Origin of the sequence: Sphingopyxis sp. USTB-05, assembly GCF_023822045.1 — a bacterium.
Classification (GTDB): domain Bacteria; phylum Pseudomonadota; class Alphaproteobacteria; order Sphingomonadales; family Sphingomonadaceae; genus Sphingopyxis.
The window spans coordinates 4040207-4063424 of record NZ_CP084712.1; the positions used below are offsets into that span (position 1 = coordinate 4040207).

Here is a 23218-nt window from a genome sequence, read left to right on the forward strand (position 1 = left end):
ACAAAGAGGGCGACCGCATCGCTACGGCCGCCCCAGTGTCAGGATGACGGAATTCTTCAGGACGCAGGGGCGCTGGCGACCTCCGGCAGCGCAGGGTTAAAGCCGGGCGGGTTGACCCCGCCGTCGGCGATGAACTGGTCGAGCCGCGCCTCGAGCACCGGCAGCGGCACCGAACCCAGCGCGAGGATCGCATCGTGGAAGTTGCGCTGGTCGAACTTGTCGCCGAGCGCGGCCTCGGCCTCGGCGCGCTTGCGGCGGATCAGCATCTCGCCGAGCTTGTAGGCGAGCGCCTGTCCGGGCCACGCGATATAGCGGTCGATCTCGGTCGTGATCTCATGTTCGGACAGCGCGGTATTGCCGCGCAGATAGTCCTGCGCCTGCTGACGGCTCCAGCCATAATGGTGGATGCCGGTGTCGATCACGAGCCGCGACGCGCGCCACATCTCATAGGAGAGGCGGCCGAAATCCTCGTACGGCGTCTCATACATGCCAAGCTTGCTGCCCATCCATTCCCAATAGAGTGCCCACCCCTCGCCATAGCCCGAAAAACCGGTGCCGCGTCGGAAGGCCGGGCGCCGCGTCGCTTCCTGCGCGACCGCCGACTGGAAGCTGTGGCCGGGATTGCATTCGTGGATGGTAAGCGCCGTTAATGTATAGAGCGGCCGCGACGGCAGATCATAGGTGTTCATCAGGCAGCTTTCGAGCCCGCCGCGCCCGCCCGTATAGATCGGCGCCAGCGCCGGCGGTACCGGCAGGATCGCAAAGCGGCGCCGCGGCAGGAAGCCGATCGTCTCGGGCAGCTTCGCGTCCATCCGCTTCGCGACATAAGATGATTTGGCGAGCAGCTCGTACGGCGTCTTGGGATAGAATTGCGGGTCGGTGCGCAGGAATTTCAGGAACGCCGGCATGTCGCCCTTGAAGCCGGTGCTCGCCTTGACCTGCTCCATTTCGGCCTTGATTCGCGCGACTTCCTTGAGCCCCATCTGGTGAATCTGCTCGGGGGTCAGGTCGAGTGTCGTGAAACCCTTGATCTGCGCCTGGTAAAAGGCCTTGCCGTCGGGCTGTTTTTCACCCGCCAGGGTGGTGCGCGCCTTCTTCATATAGTCATCGCGGATGAAGGCGTAGAGTTTGGCATAGGCGGGCGCGACGGTCTCGCGGATCACTTTCTCGCCCTCGGCGCGCAGCGACGCCTGTTCGGCGGCGGGGATCGTCGAGGGCATTTCCTTGAACGCGTCGTAGAAGCTGTTGGTCTGGTCGGCGGGCAGGTACGGCTTGATCGTCACGTCGCGTCCCTGCACCGCGATCTGCGGCACGCTGAACCCGCGCGCGAGGCCGGCGCGCATATTCGCGGTCTGCTCGTCGAAGAAACGCGGGATGTCGCGCATCCGGGCGATATAGTTGCGATAGGCCTGCGCGGTCGCGAACCCGCCGCTGCGCGGGTTCAGCCCCGACCAGAAGAAGGTGTCGGCGTTGAAGGGCGCCTCATAGGTCTTATATTTGATGTCGTTCGCCATCGTTTCGATCGACTGGCGGAACACCGCTGCGTTGATCTTTTCCTCGGGCGAAAGTTGGTCGACGGGGATCGCGTCGAGTTCGGCGAGCGCCTTGGTCCAGTAATCGAGCCGCGCCTTCTGCGTCGCGGCGTCGACCTTGGGCAGATGGGTCGGGCCGTCGCCGTCGCCGCCGCGCCCGCTGCGCAAGCCCTGTTGCTGGCGCCAATCCCATTCGCGCTCGTACAGCGCCTTGAGCCGCGCATCGGCATTGGCCGACGTAGGCGACTGTGCAATCGCCGCCTGCGCGGTGAAGGCCGCCAGCGCCAGCGCGATCGTCCGCGCCACCGAAACTCCGTTCATCATCTTCTCCCTTTGCCCGTCCGGTTCAGTTCGCGGTCCCTGCATTTTCAATTACCATCGGTCCCGGCGGCAGGCCGCGCTCGGCCTTGGATTTCGCCACCATGTCGCGGATTTCGGCGCGCAGCTTCGCCGCGTCATAGATTATGCCGTCCTTGACGGTGTAGGCGACGCCGCCGACGCGCTCGACCTTGCCGGTCGCGTCGTTCAGCTTCACCGTGCCTGTGCCGAACAGCAGCTTGAGGTTCGCCAGCGGGTTGCCCTTGACGATCACCAGGTCAGCCTTGCGACCGACGCGGATCGTACCTACCTGATCGTCATGGCCGAGAAGCCGAGCGCCTTCCTGCGTCGCGGCGTGGATCACCTCGAGCGAGCTGAAGCCCGCCTCGCGCATCAGCTCCATCTCCTGAACATAGCCGAAGCCATAGAGGTTATAGATATAGCCGGCGTCGCTGCCGATCGTGACCCGGCCGCCGCGGTTCTGGTAATCGTTCACGAAGCGCATCCAGCGCCGGTAATTGTCCTTCCACGCCATCTCATGCTCGGTGGTCCAGTCGAACCAATAGGCGCCGTGATTGACGCGGCTCGGGCGATAATAGTCCCACAGCGCGGGCATCGTATATTCGTCGTGCCAGCTCGCGCGGCTCATGCGCATGAAGTCGCGGCTGGTCAGATAGGCGGTGAAAGTCGGATCGAGCACGAACTTGCGTTCGAGCAGCGTGTCCATGACCTTGTTCCATGCGTCCGAACCGGGCTCGGCGGTTTGCGCCCACAATTTCCCGGCTTCGCCGAAGCGCATCTGCTCGTCATTGTTGATGAAGTCGGTCGGAAAGGACTGGACGCGCTTGTCGGTGAACATCGCCTCGGGCAGCCCGTACCAATGCTCCATGCTTTCAAGGCCGGCGCCCGACGTGTCGACCACATCGGCATAGGCGACGAGTTGCTGCGCATGGTGCATCGTGCTGTGCAGGCCCTGCTTCTTTGTCTCGTCGATCGCGGCGTAGAGCACATCCTCGGGCGCGCCGCCGATGAACTTGATGCCGTCGGCGCCGCGCTTCTTCGCTTCCTGGATGACGGCGCGCGCGGTCGCGGCGTCGTTCACCGGCCCCCGGATCTGGTGGAACATCGGATAGATGTCGATGCGCGGCGCGACGATCTCGTTACGCTCGCTGCGTTTCTTGATGTCGACCAGCCATTCGATCGGATGCCCGCTGCCAAGGTCGCGGACCGACGTGATGCCGTGAGCCATCCACAGCTTCAGAATATAGTCCGAGGGCACTTTCTGCGAATCGCTGAGCGAGTGAAGATGGACGTGCGCGTCGACGAAACCCGGCATGACATAATAGCCGGTGAGGTCCATCTCCTGATCGCCGGGGGCGGCGCGTTCGGTGGGATCGATCGCGCCGGGCGCGCCGATCGACTTGATCTGCGCGATGCGATCATTCTCGATCACTATATCGAACGGGCCCTGCGCGGGGGCACCGGTGCCGTCGATCATCGTGACGTTGCGCAGCACGACGCGCTTGAACGGACCGATGCCTTCGGTGCGTGCGGGGATGACGTCGGTCGCCGCCGATCCGGTCGGCGCGGGCGCCGCTGCGGTGGTGACGGGGAGGGCGGCGAATAACGAAGCGGCCGCCATCAAGGCGGCGATACGACGCGGTTTGAAGGTCATGCAATCGGGCCTTCCATCAGCAGAAACAAAAAGGCCGGCGGAGCAGGGACGCACCGCCGGCCGGGAGCAACATTTTTAGAACTTCATCCGGACACCGGCGAAATAGCGTCGGCCGAGCGTGTCATAGAGCGACACGTCGACGTTGGCGTCGCCGACGAAGGTGGTGCCGAGGATCGGCGGCATCTTGTCGAGCAGATTGTCGACGCCGGCGAAGAAGGTGAAGTTGTCGTTGATCTCGAAGGTGCTGGTCAGGTCGAAATACCAGGTGGCCGGGGCCGTCTTGATATTGGTGGTGGTGACCGTCGGGAACACTTTGAGGCCGCCGATCATCCGGGCCTGGCCGCGGATGGCAAGCGGACCGCTGGTGTAGGCGGCGCCGAGGTTCAGCTTGAAGTCCGGAACGATGAACCCGCCGGTACCCGTCGAGCAGCCCGCGCCATAGAAGCCGGCGCAATCCTGCGGCGCGACGGTGCTGAGCACCTGCGTCGAGCGTTCGAACAGCCAGCTGGCAACGCCGGTCAGGCGCAACTGGGCGTCTTGACCGAGCGCCGCGGGAAGCGGGATGGTGTAGTCGCCCTGCACGTCGAGACCGCGGACCTTGAGCGCACCGATATTATTCTGGTTGGTGCGGACATAGTCGATCTGACCGCTGGAGAGGCGGAAGACCGACAGGCAGGTCGGGCTGTTCGCATTGAGCCCCGTGTAGCAATCGTTCAGCGTCTGCTGCGCGTTGATCGTGGCGATCGCGCCCTTCACCTCGACGTTAAAATAGTCGACGGTGATGTTGAGGCGCGGGATGAACGGCGGCGAGATCACGGCGCCGATCGTATAGGTCTTCGACTTTTCTTCGACGAGGTTGGGATTGCCGCCGGTTTCCTGCGTCAGCCCCAGCGTTGCCTGGGTGAACGTCGCGATGTCGCCGGCGGGAACGCCCTGCGCGACGCAGAAGTCGCGCAGTTGCTGGCTGCGGGGATCGGCGCCGGTCAGGTTCGGACGCGCGCACGGATCGGTGCCCCCGGTGAAGCCCTGACCCACTGCCGAAAACAGCTCGTTGATGTTCGGCGCGCGGATCGCACTGTTATATGCACCGCGAATACGGACCCAGCTGACCGGCGCCCATTCGCCGCCGGCTTTCCAGGTGAAGACGCCGCCGACGGTCGAATAGTCCGAATAGCGCGCCGCACCCTCGATCGCGAGCGTGTCGAAGAAGGGTGTGTCCGACAGGATCGGGATGCGAAGTTCGCCGAAGATTTCCTTCACGTCGAACGAACCCGACAGCGCATTGTTCGACGCGGCGCCATATTCCTTGTTGAGGTCCATGGCGCTTGGCGTCGATTGATAGCTGTCCTTGCGATATTCAACGCCCACCGCGACCGCGACCGGCCCCGCGGGCAGATCGAACAAAGTGCCGCTCAGCGACGCGCCGGCGACCTGGCGTTCGAAGATGTCGTTGCTGGCACGCGTCGGCGTCAGATAGGCGCCGGCTTCGGGCGTGATCGAACCGAGACCGAAGATCGAGACGGGGACGCATCCCGGGACTCCCGACCGGCAAACGACCTGCCCCGACCCGTTGACGATCGAATCGAGCCCCAGGCTGAGCCGCGTCTGGTTGATTACGCCTTCCGCCCGGGTGTCGGTGCGGTTGCGCAGATATTGATAGAAGGCATCCCAGCGCCAGGTCTGTTTGCCGATGTCGAAATCCCCGCGCAGGCCGGTTGTGATTGCATAGGACTGGCGTTCGAAAAAGCTGTCGCGCGTGCCGAGTTCGTCGGCGCGGCGGCCCCCGCCAACCACCGCCGCAGTACCGTCACCATCGGCATCGAAGAGCGCGCGATTGTTGATGAAGAAATCACGCACCGCGGGCGACAGGCTGGCGCTGGTCGCGTAGTTCGGCACCAGCAGCGTCGACGACGCAGCGCCGGGCGTTACCGGCGTAAAGCTGTCGGGCGCCAGTTTCGAATTATTGCGCGCGTTGACGAAAAAGGCCTCGGCATAGGCGGTGATATGGTCGGTGACATCATAATGCGCCAGGGCCGAGAAGTTGATGCGTTCGAGCGGACGCTGAAGCAGGTTGAACGGCGCATAGTTATACGTGTCCTCGGGCTGGCAATAGGGCAGCGGGGTGCCGCCGGCGCCGAAGCGGATGCCGGTGATCGAGGTGCAGGGGCCACTTGGCGTCATGTTGACGCCGACGAGCGCATTGCGCTGCGCTTGGCTCAGCGGGACGCGGGTGCCGGGAATATTGCCCGAACCCGAATAGACGAGTGCGCCGTTGATTTCGGCGAGCGGCACCCTGCCGAACGGGCGGTCGGCCTGCGTGATCGGATCCTGCTTCGCCCAGGCGCCCGAAATCGCGACGTTGCCGCGCCCGCCGCCAAGATCGGCGCCAAAGGTAATGTCGATCTTTTTCGACGCGGCATCGCCGCGGTCCGAAATGCCGGCCTGCGCCGACATCTGCAGGCCTTCGAAACTGTCGTCGAGGATGAAGTTCACCGCGCCTGCGATCGCGTCCGAACCATAAACGGCCGATGCGCCGCCGGTGATCACCTCGACCCGCTTGATCAGCGCGTCGGGGATGCTGGTCAGGTCGACCGAGCCGTTCGAGTTTGCCGGAATGAAGCGGCGACCGTTGACCAGCGTCAGCGTGCGCGTTTCGCCGAGACCGCGCAGGTTCGCGGTGAGCACGCCCGCGCCGCCGCCGTTGTTGACGGTCGAGGTGTTGCCCGAGGCAAGCTGCGGGAATTCGTTCATCGTCTTTTCGAGCGTTAGGTTGCCCGACAGTTGGACATCTTCCTGTCCGACAACGGTGATCGGGCTCGGCGCGGTCAGGTCGGTGCGTTGCAGGCGCGACCCGGTGACGATGATTTCGGTGGGGGCTTCAGCCGCGGTTTCATCGGCGGCGACCTGCGCCGCGGCAGCGCCGGGCAGCAGGATGGTCGACAAGAGACTTGTGGCAAGAAGTATGCGGCGAAAACGGACCTGCTGATTGGTTCGATCGTAAGACATTTGGACGCTCCCTGTGTACGGCCTTTGGCCTGTCGTTGACTTCGCTCGCGCCCGCCGGCCGGCGGGCGACGTCGTTCTCCTGCACGCTTCCCCGGACGCCGCTCAGCCCCCGTTTTTTGCCCGGGACGCGCGCGATATCTCGCACCGGGACCCGGTTGGCTGAGCGGTGAACATGTTGGAGCTGGGGGCGCCCTCGCCGGCTGCCCGATCGAAGCGAAAGCGTGTCGCTTGATGGCGCGCGGGGCGGTGATGGGTCGGTATCCGGATGGTCTCGCCAACCCGGTTAATAGAGGTCCGATGGCCCCGCAGCGACGCGCGAACGATCGCCCGCGAACGAGCGGCGTCGCAATGCGTCGCAAAATCTGCGCGGTGCAGCATTCGGACCCCTTTTTGCTATTACTGTATACGAAATACGATATACTCAATCTTCCGAGAGTCAATGCCACATGTTTCCGGGGAGGGTCGGGTGACCGCAACAAACTGTCTTAGAACCGCTTTTATCGGCACATTTCTGATGATTTCCGCGCTTTTCGCCCCGGCGGCGACTCGTGCGGAGGCGCCCGGCGCGGGCCGGATTGCGATTACGGGCGTGACATTGATCGACGGCACAGGCGCGCCGCCAAAGCCCGGCATGACCGTCGTCGTCGACAAGGGCCGGATCGTTTCGATCAGCAATAGCCCGGCCGATGCAGCGGGCGCGCAGCTTATCGACGGGCGCGGGCGCTATTTGCTCCCCGGCTTCATCGACAGCAATGTTCATGTCTCGGTCTATGGCCAGCCGGCTCGGCGCGACACGTCATTGAAATATGCCGACAGCGGCGAGGAACTCGCACTCGAATTTGCACAGCGCGCGCTGACCTATGGCGTGACGACGATGCGCGACAGCTATGGCGTGCTGCCGCCGATCCTGACGGTACGCGACCGGATCGACCGCGGCGAAGTCGTCGGCGCCCGGCTCAAGGCGGCGGGCAATATCCTCGGCTGGGGCGGGCCCTTTTCGCTGACCTTCTCGCTTACCAAGGATTCGGACCTGTCGTTGTTCCAAGAGAAATGGAACGACCTGCTGGCGCAGGACATGGGCGAAGAGATCATGGACATGACGCCCGAGGAGCTCCGCGTCGCGATGAACCGCTATCTCGACAAGGGGATCGACTTCATCAAATATGGCGGAACCAGCCATTTCCTTCGCCCCGCGCTGATCGGCTTTTCACCGCGCCAGCAGGCGGTGATTGTCGAAGAGGCGCACAAGCGCGGCAAGCCGGTCGAGACGCATGCGACAAGTTCGGAAGGACTGACGCTCGCGGTCGAGGCGGGGATCGACCTGATCCAGCATCCCGAACTGACCAGCCGCGACTTGCCCGATGAACTGATCGCGCTGATCGTGAAGAAGGATGTGCTGTGCGGGATACGGTCGAACTATATCACCGGCGACTATCGTAAGAAGCATCTCGCGAAGCGCGCCGAACTGGAAGCGAAGATCGCGAAGATGCCGCCTGCGACGACCAGCGCCGAACGTTGGCGCCGGCTCGAGGCGATGGACGATAATCAGGACGTGCAACGCCGCAACGCCGAACGGCTCATCAAGGCGGGGTGCCGCGTCACCCCCGCGACCGACAGCTTCTATGGCGACGCGCCCGAGTTCCGCCGCGTGCCCAAGGGCGACGAGGCCGAGCCGGGGATCGGGACGATCCGTGCGATCGAGGGGCTCGTCGAACTCGGCATGACCCCGATGCAAGCGATCGTCGCGGGGACGAAGCATGGCGCCGCCGCGGCGCGGTTGAGCGATGATCTCGGCACGATCGAGGCGGGGAAGATCGCCGACCTCGTCCTGCTCTCCGCCAACCCGCTCGCCGATATCCGCAACATCGAAAAGGTCGAGGCGGTGATCGCGCAGGGAAAGCTTGTCGATCGCTCGCGGCTGCCCGAACATCCGCTGTTCCTGCGTAAGCCCTAAGGGAGAGAGCCATGATGAAATGGATGAATATGCTGGCGGCGGTGATGCTCTTCGCTACGGCATCGCCCGCGCATGCCGACGAGGCGGCCGAAAAGTCGGCGATACTGAAAGTCGTCGCCGATATGGAGGCCGCGTGGAATCGCAGCGACTTCACCGGCTATATGGCGGGCTTCCGCAACCCCGGCGTGATCTTCGTCTCGGGGGGCAAGATACAGGACGGCTGGCAGGGGACGCTCGACCATTATGTGCACGATTATGGCGGCTCGCCCGACCGCCGCGGCACGGTCCATTTCTATGACATCAGCATCGACATGCTCGCACCCGACGCCGCGCTGCTCATCAGCCATTATCGCCTGACCCGGCCCGAACGCGCGCAACAAGGCATCAACACCCGCCTGTTCCGCAAGGTCGACGGACGCTGGGTCATCGCGATGAACCATGTCTCGTCCTACGACCCCGCGGCAGCGCCCGCCGCGAAGTAGGATATGAAAGCCGCGCGAACCGTGGCGGACGAAGAGCCGCTTGGGGGTGGGAAGCGGACATCCCGTCCCCCACTTCCGTCATCCCGGGCTTGACCCGGGATCCCGCTTTTGGACGCGCTCACTGGCTTCGACCTCAAGCGGGACCCCGGATCAAGTCCGGGGTGACGGTGTGTGGAGGTCCGCGATCGGTCGAGACAGGCCACTCGTCCAGCAGGCCACCTCTACGCCAGGACGCACCCCGCCTTCACCGATCGCGCAGCGGCCGGCGCGCGACATCATTTTCGATGATGTGCCGGATCGTGATGAGCGTCTTGAACGAATGAACGCCCTTGTCCTCGCCCAGCGCGCGGCGCGTGAAGGCGTCATATTCCTCCATCGAACCGATCTGCACCTTCAGCAGGAAATCATCGTCCCCCGTCACGTCCCACGCCCCCGTGATTTCGGGATGACGGGCGATCTCGCGTGCAAAGGCATCCATATTCTGCGGCCCCGCCTGTTGCATCCGAACGAGGATATGCATGGTGAGCGCCGATCCGGTCAACGCAGGGTCGACCACCGCGATATCGGCGATGATCACCTTCTCTTCGCGCAGGCGGCGCAGGCGGCGCAGAACTGCCGACAGCGACAGCCCGACCTTTTCGGCAAGGATTCGTGCGGGCTGAAGATTATCGTGCCGTACAAGTTCGAGCAGCCGGCGGTCGAAATCGTCGAGATCGGTGATTTTTTGCATGGGTCTGACCATAACGCGAAAATTGGTCGCCCGCACGGCGAATTTCGGCACCAATCGTCATGTCGACCGGGTTAATAGAGATTCGTCCGGGCGGCGCTCTCCCTTGTCCGCGAATCCGGACGAAGGAGACTGAAGATGACCCGTTCGACCCCCGAAACGCACTGGATTGCCCGCGTCTGGACCGCCGCCGTCGAAGCCTCGGCGACTGCCGTCGCCATTCATTATGCGGCGCCCTGGCAGCGCGCATCGACCTCATCGCATTCGGAACGGACCGCCCGCGGCGCTTGCGCCGCCTGACGGTCCGCCCTGCCCGCCGCGGTCAGCAGCGACGCTTGCGGTCGATCTCACGTCCGAGCAGCGCGCCGCCCGCGGCACCGAGGATCGTACCCGTCGCGCGGTCGCCTCGGCGGTCGACTTCGCGGCCCAGCAATGCGCCTGCAGCGCCGCCGACGATCAGTCCGGTCGTGCCGCTCGTGCGGCAATTGCGATAATAGCGTTTGTCGCGGTGATGCCGGTAGTCGCGGCGATCATAGCGATCATGGCCGCGGTCGCTGTAATAGCCGTGCCGATGGTGGCGGCTGCGCGCATCGGCTTCGGTCGGCAAGGCCGCCATCGTGGTCGCGCCGATCAAGGCGGTCAGCGCCAGCCTCTTCATCAAAAACATTTTATGTCCTTCCATCCTGAACCCCCGCGATCAGGATTAGGAAATGAAAGCTGGCCGGTGGCTGAACCCGACGACGCAACCGTCGGCGCGGATCAGCGATTCGCCGACGATTTTGGGCGGCCCGTCGCAACGCGTTGCCAGGTGGCCGACAAAAGCTAGGCGAACGCGCCGACGCTCTCGATGAACTTGATCACCGAAATCGGTTTCGAGACATAGGCTTCGGCGCCGGCCGCCTTGATCTGCTCCTCATCGCCCTTCCCGGCATAGGCCGTGACCGCCATGATCGGCACCGCGCGCAGGGTCAGGTCGGCCTTCATCTGGCCGATCAGGTCGAGCCCGCTGACGTGCGGCAACTGGATATCCATGATGATGAGGTCGGGTGAAACCTCGCGCGCCTTCGCCAGCGCATCGCGCCCGTCGCGCACCGGATGCGCGCTATAGCCATGGGCGTTGAGCAGGTCGCAGAAGAGACGCAGGTTGAGCTCATTATCTTCGACGACCAGGATGGTCTTGCCCATGTTGCTTATGTTCCCCACCTTGCGTGCGCGGTCCGTTTAGGCGAATCGGCCGCATGACACAATTGCATCGCGACGAAGGGACTTACGACTTGAACGACGGCGATGCCGCCTTGGCGCTTCAGGCCCTCGGCTGGATATTGAGCGACGAGCCGCGCGCCGAGCGGTTGCTGGGCCTGACCGGGCTTGCGCCGGACGAACTGCGCGCCTCGTTGGACGAGCAGGCGACGCTTGCGGCGATCATGTCTTTCCTGACGGGCCACGAAAATGATCTTGTCGCCTGCGCCGATGCATTGCAGGTGCCGCCCGCCAGCATCGCCGCCGCGGCGCAAAGACTTGAAGGAACCACCGCATGAACCGCCCGCTCGTCATCACCGATTGCGACGAGGTGCTGATGCACATGGTCGTGCCCTTCGCCGAATGGGTCGACGCCGAACATGGCGTGATCTTTCGCATAGAGGATGCAAGTTTCGCGAATGCGCTGAAGCGCAAGGAGTGCGGTACGCCGCTTGAGGCGGCCGAAGTATGGCCGCTCCTCGACGGCTTTTTCCGCACGGAAATGACGCGGCAATATCCGATCATGGGCGCGCTCGCGGCGATGGCGGCGATTGGCGCCGAGGCCGATATCGTCGTCCTCACCAACGTCGGCCCCGAACATCAGCAGGCGCGGATCGACCAGCTTGCGCTCCACGACTTCCACGCGCCGGTGATCGGCAGCCGCGGCGGCAAGGGCGAGCCGGTGCGACGCCTGATCGAGCAATATCAGCCTTCGGTTACGGTCTTCATCGACGATCTTGCCGGCCATCACCAGTCGGTCGCGCATGAGGCGCCCGACGTGTGGCGGCTGCACCTGGTCGGCGAGCCGGCGATCGCGGACAAGATCGCCCCGGCGAAATATGCCCACGCGCGAATCGACGATTGGAATGACGCGCAGCGCTGGATATTGGCGCGCCTTGCCGAAAACATCCCCGCCCCGGCCCCCGAGCCGGTCTAATCAAGGAACGCCGCATGGATATCGCCGCCAAAATTGCCGAACTCGGCCTCGAACTCCCCAAGCCCGCCGCGCCGGTCGCCGCTTATGTGCCTGTCGTCGAACATGGCGGCTTGCTTTACGTGAGCGGCCAGTTGCCCTTCCGGGACGGACAGGTCGTCACCGGCCGCCTTGGCGAGGATGTCGACGTCGCTGGCGGCCAGGATGCCGCGCAGCGCGTCGCGCTGATGCTCGTCGCGCAGATCGGGCAGGCGCTGGGCGGCGACTGGTCGCGCGTCGAGCGCGTCGTCAAGCTTGGCGTCTTCGTCAACAGCACGCCCGGCTTCACCGATCAGGCAAAGGTCGCCAATGGCGCATCGGAGCTGTTCGAGACGCTGTTCGGTGAAGCGGGCCGTCACGCGCGCGCCGCGGTCGGCGTCGCGGTGCTCCCGCTCGGCGCCGCGGTCGAGGCCGACGCAATCGTCGCGGTGCGACCAGCATAAGCCATGGCCGAGGCCGACCCGCCGACACGCACCATATCGCTCGGTAGCGGCGTGGCCGCGATCGGCGCGGCGGCTTGGGACGCGCTTCACGACGGCGGCAATCCGTTTGTGAGCCACGCGTTCCTGACGTTGCTCGAAGAATCGGGCAGCGTCGGGGCGGGTACCGGCTGGCAGGTGGCACCCTTGCTCGTCGAGGATGCCGGCGGCGCGCTCGTCGCCGCCGCGCCTGCGTATCTCAAATCGCACAGCCAGGGCGAATATGTGTTCGACCATGCCTGGGCTGATGCCTGGGCGCGCGCTGGCGGCGATTATTATCCCAAGCTGCAGATCGCCGCGCCCTTCACGCCGGTGCCGGGGCCGCGCCTGTTGTCGAAGGAAAGGGGCGACGCCTTGCTGCTGCTTCGAGCGGCAGAGGCGGTGGTGCGGCAGAACGAGCTGTCGTCGGCGCATGCAACCTTTGTCGCGCCGGAGCAGATGTCACTGTTCGAGGAGGCGGGATGGCTGATCCGCCGCGATATCCAGTTCCATTTCGCGAATAGCGGCTATGCCAGCTTCGATGATTTCCTCGTCACGCTGAATTCGCAGAAGCGCAAGCAGTTGCGCAAGGAACGGCTGCGAGCCGTCGAAGGTCTACGGATCGAGGAACTCACCGGCGACGCGATCCGGCCCGAGCATTGGGACGCGATGTGGCTCTTCTATCAGGACACGGGCGCGCGCAAATGGGGACATCCCTACCTCACGCGCGAAGCGTTCGACCTGATGGGTGCACGAATGGCGGAGCGGATCATCCTGCTCATCGCCTTTGACAGCGAGGAGCGACCAATCGCGGGCGCTCTGCACTTCCTCGGATCCGATACGCTCTATGGTCGCTATTGGGGATGCCTTATGGAGATCCCCTATCTGCATTTCGAGCTATGCTATTATCGCGCGATCGACATTGCGATCGAACGCGGCTTGAAGCGCGTCGAAGCGGGCGCGCAAGGCGGGCACAAGCTCGCGCGCGGCTATGGGCCCGTTGCGACCTGGTCGGCGCATTTCATCGCCGACCCGGGCTTTCGCCGGGCGGTCGCGGATTACCTCGAACAGGAACGCCGCGCCGAAGAATCTGAAATGGAGTGGCTGGAAGGGCATACGCCCTTCAAGCGGAAGGATTAGGCCGCGAAGCGGCGAGCGGCGGGACGGCGAGCCGTTTCGTCAAGCCAGGCGCGCGCCTGACGCTGCGCTTCGGCGATTTCGTCGCGTGACATTTCGTCCGACAGGTCGGCACGGCACTGCTGGCCTTCGACATTGCCGCCGAGCGCGGCAAGGTTGAACCATTTATGCGCCTGGATCAGGTCGACATCGACCCCGCCGGTGCCGGTCGAAAAAGCGATACCGAGATCGAAATAGGCATTGGCGTCGCCGCGTGCGGCGTCGAGCAGACGGCTCTCGATCAGATATTGGGCAGACTTCAGACTATTCGCCATGATAAACCCCCTTTGCCTCCACCCCACATGGAGACCTCGGGGCCCAAATTTGCGATTTATGGTCAACAAAGCGTTAATGATGATCGAACTTTTTGTGGATATCCTGTGAAACCCACGAAAATCCTTGAATTTCGACGCCTGTCAACCGACGGCAAGATTGTCGATCAACCGCGTTTTTCCGATCCGTGCCGCTGCGAGAAGCCGCGCGGGCGCGCGAAATACGCTTAGGCGTTCGAGGCTGTCGGCGTCGGCGAGCGCGACATAATCGACGCTGTCGAAGCCGCCCTTGATGATCGCAGCTTCGGCCTTGGCAAGCGTTTCGCCGACATCGGCGCCGCCTGCGATCGCCTTCGCCGCGGTGCTCAGCGCGTCGGGAAAGGCGGTCGCTGCCGCGCGCTGCTCCTTGGACAGATAGGCGTTGCGCGACGACAGCGCGAGCCCGTCGCTGTCGCGCGCGATTGGTGCCCCCATGATGTCGATCCCGAAATCGAGATCGCGCGCCATTCGGCGGATGATCGCGAGCTGCTGCCAATCCTTTTCGCCGAAAATAGCGACATCGGGGCGCACCTGATTGAATAATTTGGCGACGACGGTCGCAACGCCGTCGAAATGGCCCGGGCGCGCGGCACCGCAATAATCGGCGCCCAGTCCGGCAACCTCGATATGCGTGCTGTGCCCGCCAGGGTACATCGTCGCGACGTCGGGCGCCCAGAGCAGCCCCGTGCCCTCCTGCGCGAGCATCGCGGCGTCGCGCGCCTCGTCGCGCGGATAGGCGTCGAAATCCTCGTTCGGTCCGAACTGGGTCGGATTGACGAAAATCGACACGACGGCATGGTCGGCGACGCGCCGCGCCATGCGGACGAGCGAGAGATGGCCGTTATGCAGCGATCCCATCGTCGGAACCAGAGCGACGCTCTTTCCTCCCTGCTTCAGTGCCGTAACGGCACGGTGCAGCATCGCGATGTCACGGATGATTTGCACGGTTGGTCGCCCTCCGATATTGGCGCGACTATATCACTTCGCGCGCCGGCCGCCCATGCCGCGCTAACAGGAAAATCGCAACGCTCATGACGAAGCCAGCACCGCACCGCATCATCTTTGCCAATGAAAAGGGCGGGACCGGCAAATCGACCTGTGCGGTGCATTTCGCTGTGGCTCTGGCGACGCAGGGCTGGCGCGTCGCGGGGATCGACCTCGACCCGCGCCAGCGCACCTTCCACCGCTATCTCGAAAACCGCGAGCAGACCGCGAAACGCCGCGAGGTCGCATTGCCGACCCCGCGCTTCGAGGTATTCACCGGCTCAACGATCGAGGAACTCGACGAGCAGGTCGCGCGGCTTTCGGAAGACGCCGACTTTCTGATTGCCGACACGCCGGGACGCGACGATATCTTCGCGCGCCACCTTGCGACGAGCGCCGATACGCTCGTCACCCCGATCAACGACAGTTTCATCGACTTCGACCTGATCGGGCAGGTCGATCCCGAAACCTTCCAGGTTACGCGTCCGAGCTTCTATTCCGAACTGATCTGGGACACGCGCAAGGCACGCGCAAAGACTGACGGGCGGACGATCGACTGGATCATCCTGCGCAACCGTCTTCAGCATGTCGACGCGCACAATATGCGCCGCGTCGGCGAAGCATTGACCCAATTGTCGCGCCGCGTTGGTTTCCGCGTCATCCCGGGACTCGGTGAGCGCGTCATCTATCGCGAGCTTTTCCCGGCTGGCCTCACCCTGCTCGACAAGGCACACCTTGGCGGCATGGGGATTGGCCACGTCGTCGCGCGGCAGGAACTCCGCGAGGCGATGGGCGGACTGAACCTACCGGCGCGTGAGCGATTGCATCCGGACGGGGACCTGTTCGCCGCCGCCTGACCCCTTCTCTCCCCAAAGAGGTTCAAAGATGACGCACAATTTCCACCCGACGATGCTACGCGAATACGACATCCGCGGGGTCGTCGGCGACACGCTGTCGGACAAGGATGCCTACGCGATCGGCCGCAGCTTCGCGACGTTGGTCCGCCGCGCGGGCGGCAAGCGCGTCGCCGTCGGTTATGACGGGCGGCTTTCGTCGCCGATGCTCGCCGATGCGCTGATCGCCGGGGTCAATGACGCGGGCGTTGACGCACTCAACGTCGGGCTCGGCCCGACGCCGATGCTCTATTATGCCGCATCAACCGAAGATGTGGATGGCGGCATACAGATAACCGGCAGCCACAATCCCCCCGACTATAACGGTTTCAAATTTGTGATGCAGGGGCGTCCCTTCTACGGCGCCGACATCCTTGGCATCGGTAAAATGGCCGCCGCGGGCGACTGGGACAGCGGCGAAGGCTCGTCTGAGAGCATCGATATCGTCGACGCCTATGTCGACCGGCTGGTCCAAGGTTTCGCCGGCGGCGCCTTCCGCATCGGCTGGGACGCCGGCAACGGCGCCGCGGGCACCGTCATCGAAAAACTCACCGCGCGCCTGCCCGGCGAGCACCACCTGTTGTTTACCGACATCGACGGGCATTTCCCGAATCACCATCCCGATCCGACCGAGGAAAAGAATCTCGCGGACCTGCGCAAGCTCGTCGCGGAGAAGAGCCTCGATTTCGGCGTCGCTTTCGATGGAGACGGCGACCGTATCGGCGCGATCGACGGCGAGGGCCGCGTGATCTGGGGTGACCAGCTTTTGCAAATATATGCCGCGGCGGTTCTGAAGGACCTGCCCGGCGCGACGGTCATCGCCGATGTGAAGGCGAGTCAGGCGCTGTTCGACCGCGTTGCCGAACTCGGCGGAAAGCCCTTGATGTGGAAGACCGGCCACAGCCTGATCAAGGCGAAGATGAAGGAAACCGGCAGCCCGCTGGCGGGCGAGATGAGCGGGCATATCTTCTTCGCCGATCGTTATTACGGCTATGACGATGCGCCCTATGCCGCGATACGGCTGATCGAGGCGGCAACGAAGCTTGGGCAGAGTGTCACCGAACTGCGCGGCAGCATGGCGCCGATGGTCAACACCCCCGAAATGCGCTTCCAGGTCGATGAGAGCCGCAAATTCGCCATTGTGGATGAAGTCCTGGATCGGCTCGGCGAATCGGGCGCGAAAGTCGACCGGACCGACGGCGCGCGCGTACTCACCGACGACGGCTGGTGGCTGCTCCGCGCCTCCAACACGCAGGACGTGCTCGTCGCGCGCGCCGAAGCGAAGGACGAGGCGGCACTGACGCGCCTGCTCGCGGCAATCGACGAACAGCTCGCCTTGTCGGGGATCGTACGCGGGCCGCAGGCGGCGCATTAGGCGCCGCCGCCCTCACGGCTTTCATTGCCCTGCAAAAATCTTGCCAGATTGACGTTCGCCGCGTCGCTGGGGTAACGCCGCTCGGGGGCTAGAAACGGAACCGACCGACCTATGACCGACGACGAATCCATCACTGGCACGCTGAACGAGGGCGATCACGGCGTCACCGAGCACAAGGCGCATGTCCGTGAGGATGCCGCCGCGGGCAACGGCCTCGCGGTCATTTCGATCGCCAAAAGCTATGACAAGCGCGTGGTGCTGTCGGACGTGTCGCTGTCGGTCGGCAAGGGTGAGGTCGTCGGCTTGCTCGGCCCGAACGGCGCGGGCAAGACGACCTGCTTTTATTCGATCATGGGACTGGTGAAGCCCGACGCCGGGCGCATCATGCTCGACGGTGCCGACATCACCGCTCTGCCGATGTACCGCCGCGCTATCCTCGGTCTCGGCTACCTGCCGCAGGAAACCTCGATCTTTCGCGGCATGACGGTCGAGCAGAATATCGGCGCGGTGCTCGAACTCAGCGAACCCGACAAGATCGAGCGCGAACGGCGGATGGAAGAGTTGCTCGATGAATTCGGGCTGACGCGCCTCCGCGATTCGGCAGCGATGGCGCTGTCCGGCGGCGAACGCCGCCGCGCCGAAATCGCGCGCGCGCTCGCGGCGAACCCCTCGATCATGCTGCTCGACGAACCGTTCGCGGGCATCGATCCGCTCTCAATCAGCGACATCCGCGATCTGGTCGCCGATTTGAAGACGCGCGGGATCGGCGTGTTGATCACCGACCATAATGTGCGCGAGACGCTCGACCTCGTCGACCGCGCCTGCATCATTTACGACGGCAAGGTGCTGCTTGCCGGCTCCCCGGAAGAGCTCGTCGCCGATCCCGAGGTGCGCCGCCTCTATCTCGGCGAGGGCTTCTCATTGTGATCGAATAGTCGCCGATGGCGTTGGGTCCGCGCCTCGATCTCCGCCAGTCGCAATCGCTGGTGATGACGCCGCAGCTGCAGCAAGCGATCAAGCTGCTGGCGCTGTCGAACCTTGAACTCGAAGCCTATCTGGCCGAGGCGCTCGAGGGCAATCCGCTGCTCGACACCGCCTCGGCCGACAGCGACGGCAGCGCGGGCGATCCCGAATTCACGCCCGGCGGCGACGCACCGACGACCGAAGCCGCGTCGCTCGACACCGATCAGGCATTGTCCGCCGATGGCGGCACCGCGAACGACCTCGACGTCGACCTCGCCGCCGACAGCTTTCATCACGACAGCGCTAGCGACAATGTCGGGCTGTCGGGATCTAGTGAGGATATCGATTTCGACAGCTTTGCCGAACATGACGGCACGCTCCACGACCATCTGATGGCGCAAGTCGGCGAGCGCTTTGGCGGCATCGAAGCGATCGTCGCGGGCCAGCTCGTCGCACTGATCGACGAGGCGGGATATCTTCGCGCCGACCTTGCCGAACTTGCGGCGCAGCTCGGCGTACCGCTTGCACTGATCGAAGAAGTGCTCGCCGTCATCCAGTACTTCGACCCATCGGGCGTCGGGGGCCGCGACCTTGCCGAATGTATTGCGATCCAGGCGCGCGAGGCCGACCGCTACGACCCCGCAATGGCGACGATGATCGCGCACCTCGATCTGGTCGCAAAAGGCGCCTTCCCGCAACTGAAGCGTATCTGCGGGGTCGACGATGAAGATCTTGCCGACATGATTCGCGAACTGCGCGGCTATGATCCGAAACCCGGCCTCAAATTCGGCGGTGAGGGCGCGCCGGCGGTCGTCCCCGATCTTTATATCCGCCAGACCGCAAACGGCTGGGCGGTCGAGATCAACGGCGGCACGCTGCCGCGGCTGCTCGTCAATCGCCGATATTACACCGAACTCGCGCAAGGCGCGGCGGCGAAAAGCAAGGCGTGGCTGTCCGAACAGCTTGCGGGCGCAAACTGGCTGGTGCGCGCGCTCGACCAGCGCCAGCGGACGATCGTCAAGGTCGCCAGCGCAATCGTGAAGCAGCAGGAGGGCTTTTTCCTGCATGGCGTCGCGCATATGCGTCCGCTGACCCTGCGGCAGGTGGCCGAGGAAATCGGCATGCACGAATCGACCGTAAGCCGCGTCACGAGCAACAAATATCTGAGCTGCGCACGCGGGCTGTTCGAACTTAAATATTTCTTCTCGAGCGGCATTTCGGCGACCGAGGGCGACGGCGCGGTATCGGCCGAAGCGGTGAAAAGCCGGATCAAGGCGATGATCGAGGCAGAGGATGCGAAGGCGATTCTCTCCGACGAGACGATCGCGCAAAAACTGTCGGCCGAGGGGCATGACATCGCACGGCGCACCGTCGTCAAATATCGCGAGGCGATGGGCTATGGCTCGTCGGTGCAAAGGCGGCGGCAAAAAGCTTTGGCGGGTTAGATCGGCCTCCTTTTTCATCGTCACCCCGGACTTGATCCGGGGTCCATGCGATCGAGCGCGGCGATGGATGCCGGATCAAGTCCGGCATGACGAAATATGGGCGAGGGGGCGGTTGACTTTTCGGCCTTATCCCCATAGTTGCGCCGCTTCGCGTCAACACGCCAAGATTTACGGACAAGAACCATGAAGATTCGCAACAGCCTGAAGTCGCTGAAGGACCGCCACCGGGATAACCGCGTTATCCGCCGCCGTGGCCGCACCTATGTGATCAACAAGACCAACCGCCGCTTCAAGGCGCGCCAGGGCTGATGCCCCTGCGCGGGGCGTTTTCGTCCCGTTTGCTTTTGGTGAACAGCGTTACGCCGTCGGAGGCTTCCGGCGGCGCTTTCGCGTGTCTGGAGGCCGTATGATTCGCCAGAGCGTGATCTTCGACGTCGGCCGCGTCCTGTTCGACTGGGACCTGCGCTATCTGTTCGCCAAGCTGATCGCCGAAAAAGACGAGCTCGAATGGTTCGTGACCAATGTCGTCACGCCGCAATGGCATTTTCAGCACGACGCGGGCCGCCCGCTTGCCGACATGCTGCCCGAGCTCAAAACCGAGTTTCCGGGGCATGACGCGCTGATCGACGCCTATGCGACGCGTTTCAACGAGACGATTCCCGGCCCGATGCCCGGCAGCCTCGAACTCGTCGAACGACTCGACGCTACCGGGGTCCCGCTGTTCGCGATCACCAATTTCGGGCATGAATTCTGGGAAGCGTTCCGCCCGACCCAGCCGGTCTTTGATTGCTTCCGCGATATTATAGTGTCGGGAACCGAAAAACTGCTGAAGCCAGACCCCGCGATTTACCGCCTCGCGATAGAGCGATTCGGCATCGACCCCGCGGGCGCGATTTTCATCGACGATGTTGCCGCGAATGTCGCGGGCGCCGAAGCGGTCGGCATCGCGGGTCACCAGTTCGTCGATGCGCCGACGCTGGAGCGCGATCTGGTCGCGCGGGGTTACCTCGCCGCCGTTTGATCGTTCGTGCCTTGCGGCCGATTCAGCTCCGCGAGTTGCGTGTCATAATGCTCGCGCGACTTCCATCCACGCGGATCCGGACCATAAATATTTGGCCCGATCGTGGGAGACCAGAACAGCAGCGCGAGCCAGATGATGAGCGACAGAAAGGCGATTTCGGGCAAGCCAATCGCCTCTCCGATAAAGGGCAAGGCGATGATGACCGCAAGCCACCAGCCCGGACGCGAAATATCGTGGAGCCGCCCCACCACCATATAAGCAATGATTAAGCCAACCACGACCTCCACGAAGACGCGCCACAGGGGGTAGCTCGCGGGATTGGACAGTGCATCGAAGCTGAACCCCAAATTGAATGTCAGCTCGATTCGTCCATGGCTTCCAAGGTCGACCAGGAATTTCGCAATGCTGATCAGAAACAGCACGCCGATAAGCCGGCCGCGCGTGCATCGGCCAACGGGAAAGAAACGGCGAGCGAACGACGCCACTATTTCTCCACACCCAACTGCGTCAGCACGAAGGCGAACTCCTCGGCATCCTCGCGCAGCGCGCCCCAGCGTCCCGATTTGCCTGCGTGGCCCGCGCCCATGTTGGTGCGCAGCAGCAGCGTCGCGTCGTTGGTGCGCGTCGCGCGCAGCTTCGCGACCCACTTCGCAGGCTCCCAATAGGTCACGCGCGGATCGTTGAGGCCGGCCGAGACGAGCATCGGCGGATAAGCCTTCGCCGTCACATTATCGTACGGGCTGTAGCTCAACATATAATCGAACGCCGCCTTGTCGGTGATCGGATTGCCCCATTCGGGCCATTCGCCCGGGGTCAGCGGCAGCGTCTCGTCGACCATCGTATTGATCACGTCGACGAAGGGCACACCGGCGAGCACCGCGCCCCACAATTCGGGCGCCTGATTATAGACCGCGCCCATCACCTGTCCGCCCGCGGAGCGGCCCTCGATCGAAATCTTGCCTGCGCTGGTATATTTGGCGGCGATCAGGCCTTTGGCGACATCGACGAAATCATTGAACGTATTCTTGCGATGATCGGTCTTGCCCGCGAGATACCAGGCGCGGCCAAGATCGTCGCCGCCGCGAACATGCGCAATGGCATAGATCATCCCGCGATCGACGAGGCTGAGACGCGTCGTCGAGAAACCCGGCGGGACGCGGTAGCCGTATGAGCCATAAACATAGAGGTGCATCGGTGCGCTGCCGTCGCGCGGCGTGCCCTTCTTGTAGACGAGCGACACCGGAACCGGCGTGCCGTCGCGCGAGGGCATATTTACCAGTTCGGTTACATATTCTTCATGATTATAACCGGAAGGAATTTCCTGAACCTTCAGCGTCTCAAGCTTCCCGCTCGCGAGATCATAGTCGAACACCGTATCGGGGGTCACCATCGATTCATAATCCAGGCGCAGCTTGTCCTGATGATATTCGGGATTGTCGCCAAGCCCCGCGACGTAAGTAGCCTCGGGAAATTTGATCCTGCCGGGGTTCAGCGGCGCATCATATTTGCGGATATCGACCTGATCGACACCCTTCTCGCGCGATTCGATCACGAAATAGTCGCGAAAGATCGAGAGGCCGGTGAGGTAATTATCGTTCGATCCGGGGATCAGGGTCTTCCACGTTCCGGGCGCCTTGATGTCCGCGGTCGCGACACGGAAGTTGGGATGCTCGTCGTTGGTATGAATGTAGAGCGTCCCCTCGCGTTCATCGACGCTGTACTCGCGGCCCTTCTTGCGCGCCGACACGAGTTGCATCTTCGCCTCCGGATTGTCGGCGGGAAGCAGATAGACCTCGCTCGTCTCGTTATCGCCCGTCGCGATCACGATATAATTGTCGGCGGCGGTCTTCCCGATTCCGACGCCGAAACCGATGTCGGCCTCCTTGTAGAGCAATTTATCGTCGCTCACGGGGGTGCCGAGCTTGTGCAGCCGGACATTGTCGGTGCGCCAATTCTCGTTCGCGAGGCCATAGAGGATCGCGTCGTTGCCCGACGTCCACACCAGCGACGAGAGCGTGCCGGGGATCGTGTCGGGCAGCAACTCGCCCGTCTCCAGATTGCGGACGCGCGCCTCGAACCGTTCGGAGCCATTGTCGTCGAACGAATAGGCCATCAGCTTGCCGTTCGGGCTGACCGACACTTCGGCAAGGCGGAAGTAATCCTTGCCCGCGGCCATTGCGACCTCGTCGAGGATCAAGGACGCCTCGCCGCCAGCCAGGGGCTTGCGATACCATTTCTTATACTCGGCGCCCTCTTCATATTCGACCCAGTAAACCCAGTCGCCGTCCTTCTGCGGCACCGAGGAATCGGCTTCCTTGATGCGGCCCTTCATCTCCTGGAACAAGGTTTCGACCAGCGCGGCGTGCGGCTTCATCGCGGCGTCGAAATAGGCGTTTTCAGCTTTCACATAATCGAGCACATCCTTGTCATCGACGGTCGGATAGCTTTCGTCCCGCAGCCAGTGATAAGGATCGGACAGCGTCTTGCCGTGCAGCGTCAAGTCGTGCGGGCGCATTTCCGCGACGGGCGCGGCGGGGCTGTTGGTCAATTTGGGCTCTTTCTCTTCGGCGAAGGCGCTCGGGGATACGACAAGCGGGGTGGTAATTGCGGCCAGAAACATCCAAATAGCGCGCATAAGAAACCCCCGCAGCGTCGCCCCGATCGGGCAGGAATGCTGCGATGTAGG

At 63.5% G+C, this 23218-nt stretch carries 23 protein-coding genes; 13 read left to right on the top strand and 10 right to left on the bottom strand.

The window, feature by feature from the left end; genetic code table 11:
• Positions 1-56: 56 nt before the first annotated feature.
• The 3 genes from KEC45_RS18620 to KEC45_RS18630 form a co-directional block, all read right to left on the bottom strand.
• Complete coding sequence (locus KEC45_RS18620; RefSeq protein ID WP_062187080.1) at positions 57-1853, bottom strand: DUF885 family protein; 1797 nt, start codon at positions 1851-1853, stop codon at positions 57-59.
• A gap of 25 nt (positions 1854-1878) precedes the next feature.
• A complete protein-coding gene (locus KEC45_RS18625) occupies positions 1879-3525 on the bottom strand; it encodes an amidohydrolase family protein (RefSeq protein ID WP_062186405.1) in 1647 nt (548 codons plus the stop codon).
• Between the two features lie 75 nt (positions 3526-3600).
• Positions 3601-6531, bottom strand: coding sequence for a TonB-dependent receptor (locus KEC45_RS18630; RefSeq protein ID WP_062186403.1), 2931 nt, complete (start codon positions 6529-6531; stop codon positions 3601-3603).
• Positions 6532-7045: 514 nt separating this feature from the next.
• Between KEC45_RS18630 and KEC45_RS18635 the strand changes: the two genes are divergently transcribed.
• Together KEC45_RS18635 and KEC45_RS18640 are read left to right on the top strand one after the other, a co-directional pair.
• Positions 7046-8485 (top strand): amidohydrolase family protein, encoded by a 1440-nt coding sequence (locus KEC45_RS18635; protein ID WP_252171239.1) that lies wholly within the window; start codon positions 7046-7048, stop codon positions 8483-8485.
• Positions 8486-8529: 44 nt separating this feature from the next.
• Entirely contained in the window at positions 8530-8967 is a 438-nt protein-coding gene (locus KEC45_RS18640; protein ID WP_238586814.1) for a DUF4440 domain-containing protein, read from the top strand.
• Between the two features lie 244 nt (positions 8968-9211).
• On the opposite strand, the gene KEC45_RS18645 is transcribed toward KEC45_RS18640, so the two are convergent.
• Positions 9212-9697 carry an Lrp/AsnC family transcriptional regulator gene (locus KEC45_RS18645; protein WP_062187074.1) on the bottom strand — a complete coding sequence of 162 codons (486 nt, stop codon included), beginning with the start codon at positions 9695-9697 and terminating at the stop codon, positions 9212-9214.
• 135 nt (positions 9698-9832) lie between these two features.
• On the opposite strand from KEC45_RS18645, the gene KEC45_RS18650 reads away from it, so the two are divergent.
• Complete coding sequence (locus KEC45_RS18650; RefSeq protein WP_193749235.1) at positions 9833-9994, top strand: hypothetical protein; 162 nt, start codon at positions 9833-9835, stop codon at positions 9992-9994.
• 22 nt (positions 9995-10016) lie between these two features.
• Here the strand turns inward: KEC45_RS18650 and KEC45_RS18655 are convergent, their stop codons facing one another.
• Both KEC45_RS18655 and KEC45_RS18660 read right to left on the bottom strand, forming a co-directional pair.
• Positions 10017-10352, bottom strand: a complete 336-nt coding sequence (locus tag KEC45_RS18655) for a glycine zipper 2TM domain-containing protein (protein WP_152682533.1) — start codon at positions 10350-10352, stop codon at positions 10017-10019.
• Between the two features lie 164 nt (positions 10353-10516).
• The gene (locus KEC45_RS18660) at positions 10517-10879 is read right to left on the bottom strand and encodes a response regulator (RefSeq protein ID WP_037515703.1); all 363 of its coding nucleotides are present in this window, start codon (positions 10877-10879) and stop codon (positions 10517-10519) included.
• A gap of 53 nt (positions 10880-10932) precedes the next feature.
• Between KEC45_RS18660 and KEC45_RS18665 the strand changes: the two genes are divergently transcribed.
• From KEC45_RS18665 to KEC45_RS18680, 4 genes are read left to right on the top strand one after another with little or no spacing between them, the layout of a single operon-like run.
• Complete coding sequence (locus KEC45_RS18665; protein WP_062186398.1) at positions 10933-11232, top strand: DUF3572 domain-containing protein; 300 nt, start codon at positions 10933-10935, stop codon at positions 11230-11232.
• Entirely contained in the window at positions 11229-11870 is a 642-nt protein-coding gene (locus KEC45_RS18670) for an HAD family hydrolase (protein WP_062186396.1), read from the top strand. The genes KEC45_RS18665 and KEC45_RS18670 overlap by 4 nt, the downstream gene beginning before the upstream one ends.
• A 14-nt stretch (positions 11871-11884) precedes the next feature.
• Entirely contained in the window at positions 11885-12349 is a 465-nt protein-coding gene (locus KEC45_RS18675) for a RidA family protein (RefSeq protein ID WP_062186394.1), read from the top strand.
• A gap of 3 nt (positions 12350-12352) precedes the next feature.
• Entirely contained in the window at positions 12353-13504 is a 1152-nt protein-coding gene (locus tag KEC45_RS18680; protein ID WP_062186392.1) for a GNAT family N-acetyltransferase, read from the top strand.
• Here the strand turns inward: KEC45_RS18680 and KEC45_RS18685 are convergent.
• Both KEC45_RS18685 and panC read right to left on the bottom strand, forming a co-directional pair.
• Positions 13501-13815, bottom strand: coding sequence for a sel1 repeat family protein (locus KEC45_RS18685; RefSeq protein ID WP_039578367.1), 315 nt, complete (start codon positions 13813-13815; stop codon positions 13501-13503). The genes KEC45_RS18680 and KEC45_RS18685 overlap by 4 nt on opposite strands.
• A gap of 141 nt (positions 13816-13956) precedes the next feature.
• Positions 13957-14796, bottom strand: coding sequence for a pantoate--beta-alanine ligase (panC, locus tag KEC45_RS18690; protein ID WP_062186385.1), 840 nt, complete (start codon positions 14794-14796; stop codon positions 13957-13959).
• An 86-nt stretch (positions 14797-14882) separates the two neighbouring features.
• On the opposite strand from panC, the gene KEC45_RS18695 reads away from it, so the two are divergent.
• The 6 genes from KEC45_RS18695 (at position 14883) to KEC45_RS18720 (ending at position 20532) form a co-directional block, all read left to right on the top strand.
• Positions 14883-15692 (top strand): division plane positioning ATPase MipZ, encoded by an 810-nt coding sequence (locus KEC45_RS18695; RefSeq protein ID WP_252171240.1) that lies wholly within the window; start codon positions 14883-14885, stop codon positions 15690-15692.
• A gap of 28 nt (positions 15693-15720) precedes the next feature.
• Positions 15721-17103 carry a phosphoglucomutase/phosphomannomutase PgmG gene (pgmG, locus tag KEC45_RS18700; RefSeq protein WP_062186383.1) on the top strand — a complete coding sequence of 461 codons (1383 nt, stop codon included), beginning with the start codon at positions 15721-15723 and terminating at the stop codon, positions 17101-17103.
• 111 nt (positions 17104-17214) lie between these two features.
• The gene (gene lptB / locus KEC45_RS18705) at positions 17215-18030 is read left to right on the top strand and encodes an LPS export ABC transporter ATP-binding protein (RefSeq protein WP_062186381.1); all 816 of its coding nucleotides are present in this window, start codon (positions 17215-17217) and stop codon (positions 18028-18030) included.
• Between the two features lie 14 nt (positions 18031-18044).
• A complete protein-coding gene (rpoN, locus tag KEC45_RS18710; RefSeq protein ID WP_062186379.1) occupies positions 18045-19511 on the top strand; it encodes an RNA polymerase factor sigma-54 in 1467 nt (488 codons plus the stop codon).
• A gap of 183 nt (positions 19512-19694) precedes the next feature.
• Entirely contained in the window at positions 19695-19820 is a 126-nt protein-coding gene (gene ykgO, locus KEC45_RS18715; RefSeq protein ID WP_003046794.1) for a type B 50S ribosomal protein L36, read from the top strand.
• Positions 19821-19917: 97 nt separating this feature from the next.
• A complete protein-coding gene (locus KEC45_RS18720; protein ID WP_062186378.1) occupies positions 19918-20532 on the top strand; it encodes an HAD family phosphatase in 615 nt (204 codons plus the stop codon).
• Here the strand turns inward: KEC45_RS18720 and KEC45_RS18725 are convergent.
• Together KEC45_RS18725 and KEC45_RS18730 are read right to left on the bottom strand one after the other, a co-directional pair.
• A complete protein-coding gene (locus tag KEC45_RS18725) occupies positions 20514-21017 on the bottom strand; it encodes a DUF805 domain-containing protein (protein WP_062186376.1) in 504 nt (167 codons plus the stop codon). The genes KEC45_RS18720 and KEC45_RS18725 overlap by 19 nt on opposite strands.
• The gene (locus KEC45_RS18730) at positions 21017-23047 is read right to left on the bottom strand and encodes a S9 family peptidase (RefSeq protein WP_252172047.1); all 2031 of its coding nucleotides are present in this window, start codon (positions 23045-23047) and stop codon (positions 21017-21019) included. Before KEC45_RS18730 ends, KEC45_RS18725 begins: the two co-directional genes overlap by 1 nt.
• Positions 23048-23218: the final 171 nt, after the last annotated feature.